The organism is uncultured Rothia sp. (assembly GCF_916049665.1).
In the GTDB taxonomy this organism is placed as follows: Bacteria; Actinomycetota; Actinomycetes; order Actinomycetales; family Micrococcaceae; genus Rothia.
Window position 1 is genome coordinate 1 of the sequence record NZ_CAJZIE010000096.1, and the last position, 6,368, is coordinate 6,368.

The 6,368-nt window shown below is 60.2% G+C and carries 4 protein-coding genes; 3 read left to right on the forward strand and 1 reads right to left on the reverse strand.

What is annotated here, in order from left to right:
- Positions 1-244: 244 nt before the first annotated feature.
- Complete coding sequence (locus QZ540_RS07990; protein ID WP_294629042.1) at positions 245-1,741, reverse strand: leucyl aminopeptidase; 1,497 nt, start codon at positions 1,739-1,741, stop codon at positions 245-247.
- Between the two features lie 445 nt (positions 1,742-2,186).
- On the opposite strand from QZ540_RS07990, the gene QZ540_RS07995 reads away from it, so the two are divergent.
- From QZ540_RS07995 to QZ540_RS08005, 3 genes are all read left to right on the forward strand, one after another.
- Positions 2,187-3,092, forward strand: coding sequence for a PAC2 family protein (locus QZ540_RS07995; protein WP_294629044.1), 906 nt, complete (start codon positions 2,187-2,189; stop codon positions 3,090-3,092).
- A gap of 248 nt (positions 3,093-3,340) precedes the next feature.
- Positions 3,341-5,215 (forward strand): metal-dependent hydrolase, encoded by a 1,875-nt coding sequence (locus tag QZ540_RS08000; protein WP_294629046.1) that lies wholly within the window; start codon positions 3,341-3,343, stop codon positions 5,213-5,215.
- 405 nt (positions 5,216-5,620) lie between these two features.
- Positions 5,621-6,368 (forward strand): sigma-70 factor domain-containing protein (locus QZ540_RS08005; protein ID WP_294629049.1); only part of this gene is annotated, 748 nt, incomplete at its 3' end.

Consider the following 6,368-nt stretch of genomic DNA (forward strand, 5'->3'; position numbering starts at 1 on the left):
GGTTTTAGCTGATTAATCACCCAAACAGCGCAAATTTTTCACAACTCAAGAAAAGAGGCGCGTCATAGAACAGCCAGATGACAACACCACCACAGCGGGCGCATAGAATGCCTCAAGAACAGACAAAGAGGAGGGCTTCCCGGCGTGAAATACCGGAAAAGCCCTCCTCTGATTAGCTCTATGCTGTGCGGCTACACGCCAGTGCTATACAGCAGCTAGGATGCGCGCCCAGCGAGACTACAGGCTACTTAGCGTAGGACTGGATGAAGTTCACCAGGGTAGCGGTACCGAAGCCGGTACCCTCCTTCGGGGTGAAGCCGTAGGGAGCCTCCTCGTTGAACGCGGGGCCCGCAATGTCCAGGTGAGCCCAGGGGATACCCTCGCCCACGAACTCCTTCAGGAACAGGCCAGCAGTCAGTGCGCCACCGTAGCGGGAACCAATGTTCTTCAGGTCAGCAACGGGGGACTCCAGGCTCTTACGCAGGTAGGACTCCAGCGGCATCGGCCAGTACGCCTCACCCGCAGCGGCACCGGCAGCAATCACGCGGTCACGAATCTCCTCGTCACCGAGCAGAGCCGCAGTGCGCAGACCCAGAGCAGCCATAGCGGCACCGGTCAGGGTAGCGATATCCAGGATGACGTCCGGGTTCGATTCAGATGCCAGCGCAATACCGTCAGCCATGACCAGGCGGCCCTCGGCGTCAGTGTTCAGCACCTCAACGGTACGACCGTCACGCATGGTGATGACGTCCTCCGGGCGCAGAGCGTGACCGCCGGGCATGTTCTCAGCCAGGCACAGGTAACCGGTCACAGCAACCGGAACGTCCAGCTCAGCAGAAGCAAGCACAGCGTTCAGAACGGATGCGGCACCCGCCATATCGCACTTCATAGTCATCATCGAAGCGGCAGGCTTCAACGAGTTACCACCGGTATCGAAAGTAATGCCCTTACCCACCAGAGCCACGTGAGCCTTCGGGTTCTCCGGAACATACTTCACAACGGCAAGAACCGGCTTGCGGGGCGAACCCTGACCAACACCGGAAATGCCACCGAAGCCCTCCTCAGCCAGGCGGTCGTGGTGGAACAGCTCAATCTCAACGTTCGAGTAATCTTCAGCGACCTCAGCCACGAACTCAGCGAAAGTCTCCGGGTACAGGTGCGACGGAGGCAGGTTCACCAGACGGCGAGCATCCTTAGCGGTCTCACCCAGAACCAGGGCGTGAACCAGAGCCTCCTCAGCCTCTTCCTGATCAATCGACGAAACGATCAGGATCGAATCAATCTCTTCCTTAATCGAATCCTGAGTCTTGCCGCGCAGGCCCTCCTCAACGAAGTTACCCAGCACAGCGCCGTGAGCAATCGCCTCAATCTCAGCCACCGAAGAAACACCGAAATCGAACGCAATCTCCTCAGCAGAACCAATCAGCTGACGAGCCGCAGAACCGGCAGCGTAACGCAGAGCGTCCAGACGCTCCTGACCCTCAGCAGCATCAGAGCCCAGACCCGCCAGGGCAACAATGCCGGTGCCAACATCCTCAAGGCCGGGCAGGCGCAGCAGCTGATCGGGTGCACCCGAGGCGCCCAGCGCCTCCAGCAGCTCGTTAATACCCTCAACAGACTCCTCAGACAGCGAGTTCGGTGCCAGGTAGGCGCCGTCCTCGCCCTTCAAAACGCCCAGAACCAGAACGTCAGCTTCGAGCGCTTCAAGGTCGGTGCTGTGAATAGACAGAGACAGAGACATCGTTACTCCTTTGCGTATGTCTTCTCGAAATAGTCGGGGGCACATCCTCGCGCCCGAAAAACTCAACTGTAGGCCCTCGAAGAGTGAGGATGAATACCGCCGCGCAAAGCCGCGCGGACTACTGCTTCTACTCTACACGGATATGCAGGAGGGTGTGAGGTTCAGCTCTCACCCCGAATCACCCCGAACAGCTGGCAGAGCAGAAAAATGCGCAAGAAGCCGAGCTACAGCGGCTTAAGAACATCAGCACGACGCTAAACAAGTTCACCTACTGCGAGAAAAGCCCGCACACTGTCGATACGGGGCAGTCGTGGCATAGAATGAAAGACTACGGAAAGCGTCAGATAACAGAAGACGCCCCTTCGCCCCACCACCTCGGGTACCGGCACGAAACGCTAAGCCCACCCCGAACGCGGCGCGAACCAGACAGAAGTGAGGAGGCACGATGCTCAACCCCGAAGATCTCTACTTAGCCAACACCAAAATATTGGACGACCCCCGGATGCACGGGCTGACCCTCGTCATTGCCCTCTCCAGCCCGCAAGACGCAGGCTCCACCGCAGGCCAGCTCGGACAGGTGCTGCTCAGCGAACTCAAGAACATTGAAATCGTCGAGTTCGACAGCGACCAGCTGCACGACTACCGTGCCCGCCGCCCCTTCATCCGCTACGAAAAAGACCACTTCGAAAAGCCGCAATACCCGCAGCTGAAGCTCTACGCAGTAGAAGACAGCCTCAACAAGCCGTTCCTGCTGCTCACCGGTGCCGAACCGGACCTGCAGTGGCAGCGCTTCGAAAAGGCGGTGCTGACCATCGCCCAGCGGGTCAAGCCCTCCCTGGTCGTGCTGGTCTCCGCATTCCCCATGCCGGTGCCGCACACCCGCCCCTTCCCGATTACCGCGCACGGATCCCGCAAGGATCTGATTCGCGGCATCTCCCCGTGGAAGCCCAGCGCGGACGTGCACGCCACCATCACCAACCTGCTGGAAGTGCTCTTCACCGAAAACGGAATCGACACCGTCGGCTTCGGCGTGAACATTCCCCAGTACATTTCGGAGGCGGACCTGCCGCAGGGCACCCTCACCGCCCTCGAACACGTGGGCATGGCGGCGCACCTCTCGCTACCCACCGAGAACCTGCGCGAAGCCGCACGTCACGTGCACAGCCAGATCAACGATCAGGTCAAGCAGAACCCCGAAATCGGTCGCATGATTACGACCATGGAAGAGAACTACGACGAGAACTTCCGCACCTCCGACATTGCGGTTCCCCTCTCGCGACGCGACGCGCACAACGTGCCCAGCCGCGATGAAATCGGTGCGCTCTTCGAACGTTTCCTCGACGAACAGTAGGGCGCGTGCAGTAAGGGACGCTGCGGGGGAGCGCGAACCTGGCTCGCCGGATACCGCCCGTCAGATGCTGCGTGATGGATATTGCATGACAGATTATGACGCGGCACCCCGCGGCGCTGTGGACAAACCCCAGTGCACAAACGAACAATACGAATAAATCTGTGGAATCTTCGGACCTATGAACCGAAGTATCCACAGATTTATTTGTATAACCTACGCGCCCGCGCAAACCATGCCACCGTGAAGGCATGAACGCAAACAATATCTCCAACGGCAACACTTCCAACAGCAACCACCTCAACAGCGGCAACTACGACACGCCCCCGCCCATCCGCAACGAATACGACGTGCTCAGCAGCGCCCTCCACCAGCACGGCTACTGGCCCGACCACTCACTCATCATCCTCACCGCAACCGACAACACCCTCGGCCCCAGCCTGCGCGTCAACCTACCCGACGAACCCTGCACCCTGCCCGAACGCGCCGACTTCCTCCACGAAACCTTCGCCAAACTACCCACCTGCCACAACGGCGAAACCCTCACCCGCTTCTACACCGTCATCGTCGACGGCGACAACACCGTACGCCAACGCCAACTTAGCCCCAACACCGCACAACTCGCCGCCATCGAAGAAATCCAACAGGACGTCGACACCCAAATCAACATCAACACTTGGCTCCACCTGCTCCACGACCCGCGCATCGTTAGCGAACTACGCTGCGAAGACGTCATCTACGCCGGCGGCGCTAGCATCTGGGCGCTCGACCCCGAACAGCAAGCGCTCACCCTCCTCGCGCCCATCGAAGAAATCCACCACAGCGGCTACTACACCTGGCTCACCCGCCACGGCGACACCATCGCCCCCAACGCCCAACACAACTACGCCCACAGCCCCTGGGACACCGACCCCACAACCAACCCCGAAACCCGCTACGACTGGGAAAACGCCGTAGAACTCTGGGACCACACCCGCACCAACACCGCACGGCGCGACGACGCCCGCCGCACCAACGTCCACGCCATCTACCACCAAGCCCAAATCGACCTCTGCTACTGGGACGCCGCCATCAACGCCGCCGCCCACCTGCTCGCCACCCATCAGATCGACGACGCTAACGCTGACTCTGATACCCCCACCATCGGGGATGCGCTACGCGACCTCATCCCCGCCGAAGTCGCCGGGCACCTACGCGCCTCCATCGCACCGATGGCACTCAACCCCATCACCCCCGAAATGCTCACCTACCTCGCTGGATACGGGCTCAGCCATGCCCAAAAAGCGCTCGCCCACATGCACTACGCCGCCCAACACACCAACTACGCCCTCGGCGGCCCCCGACCCGTCGCCCTCCCAGACATCGACCCGCTCGAACCGCCCCACTACGGCACCCGCATCACCCGAAAAACCTACATGCCCGAAAGCTTCACCCACATGCTCAGCACCACACCCGGCGCCGACCAGACACACGTACGTGCCGTGCCCGAAAAATGCGTGCAATGGCAAGACTGGATCCGCCGCACCCACCGCGCTATTCAGCAAAACCGAGGCATCCAACAGGTCAACCTCGACCACTGGGCACTCCAAGAACTTAGCCCCGCCGACCTCGCCGTCACCACCGAACTCAACACCATCAACCGCGAAGTGCTCCCGCGCCTGCTCAAACAAAGAGAGTCCAACGACCACACCGCCGCACGCAAACTCGAAGAGATCAGCCAGCAAATCGACGACGCCTACACCAACAGCGAATACCTCGCCAACCCCAACAACCAAGCTGTCTACGCCCACTACCTCGACGCCCTCAAAGGAGAACTAGACAGCCCACACTGGGAGCGCCTCAACGGGCTCGAACTGCTCACCAGCCTGCTCACGCCCCACAGTGCCGACGGCGAATACGCAACGCTGCGCAACACCCAAGCCTGGGCCAACTGGTACAAGGGCTACAGCACCTACGCCCGCCTGCTCCGCCAAGAAGCCCACCGCCACACCACCGGAGAAGACCTCAACATCCTCGACGTACACCTCAACGCCGGAGGCCTACCCGCCTGGATCAAACACACCATCTGCGGCGAACCCGGCGCAAACCGCCAACCCATCAGCACCCTCAAACCACGAAAGGCCTAAAAGTAAGCACCTAAAGGCGAGGCAACAAAAAAACAGGGGAGGGGCGCGCCACCCAGCACGCCCCTCCCACCGGCTCCTCCCATCCACAACCGCACACAGCCGCACCCACCCAAAACCAAGCCCACAAGCCCCCATACAGCGCGTCAAGTTGAAAGCAACCAAAAATCTGCAATACTTATATATTGACCCCGTACAGTCAATGCGCTACAACGCGCCCTCAAACAGCTCAACACAACGAGCAACAGACACTGCACACCGGCCAACGCACGCGGAATAAAACCCGCCCCCACAGCGTTAAACCCGACAAACGCAGCAAACACCCGACCGAGGACGCCAGCACAGACTTGACAGGGTCTTAGGTGTTTTGCAAACAAAACACCCCACCACAAGCCAGAAAGGGTTCTAGTGGCACCTGCAACCAGCAAGAAGACCGCGACCGGCGACGCAACCGAAGAAACCGTCGCAAAAACCACCACCAAGACCACCCGCACCAAGAAGGCAACCACCAAAGCCGCAGCGGCAACCGAAGACACCACCGGCGCAACCGCCGAAACCGCTGCAGAAACCGCGGAAGACAAGCCCAAGCGCACCCGTAAAACCACCACCACCAAAACCGCAACCAAGCGCAAGACCGGCGGCCGCCGCAAAAAGAACGACGACGACGAATTCGACCTCGGACTCGACGAAGAACTCGAAACCACCGACGGCGAAGACGAACCCGACGAAGAAGACGAAGAAACCGTAGCCAAAAAAGAAGAAAAGAAGGCCGCAGAAGCAGTAGCAGCCAAGGGCTCCGGCTTCGTCCTCACCGCAAACGACGACGACGACGCACCCGCACAGCGCGTCGTCACCCCCGGCGCAACCGCCGACCCCGTCAAGGACTACCTCAAGCAGATTGGCAAAGTCTCCCTGCTCAACGCACAGCAGGAAGTCGACCTCGCCATGCGCATCGAAGCAGGCCTCTACGCCGAACACAAGCTCGCCGAAAACCCCGACATGGACAAAGACCTCAAAAAAGCCCTGCGCTGGGTCATCCACGACGGCAAGCGAGCCAAAAACCACCTGCTCGAAGCCAACCTGCGACTCGTTGTCTCCCTCGCCAAGCGCTACACCGGCCGCGGCATGCTCTTCCTCGACCTCATCCAGGAAGGCA

What these genes read in the sequence shown, in the direction of transcription:
- QZ540_RS07990 (WP_294629042.1), bottom strand. Translation starts at nt 1,741, where the DNA reads ATGTCTCTGTCTCTGTCTATTCACAGCACCGACCTTGAAGCGCTCGAA.
- QZ540_RS08000 (WP_294629046.1), top strand. Translation starts at nt 3,341, where the DNA reads ATGAACGCAAACAATATCTCCAACGGCAACACTTCCAACAGCAACCAC.
- QZ540_RS07995 (WP_294629044.1), top strand. Translation starts at nt 2,187, where the DNA reads ATGCTCAACCCCGAAGATCTCTACTTAGCCAACACCAAAATATTGGAC.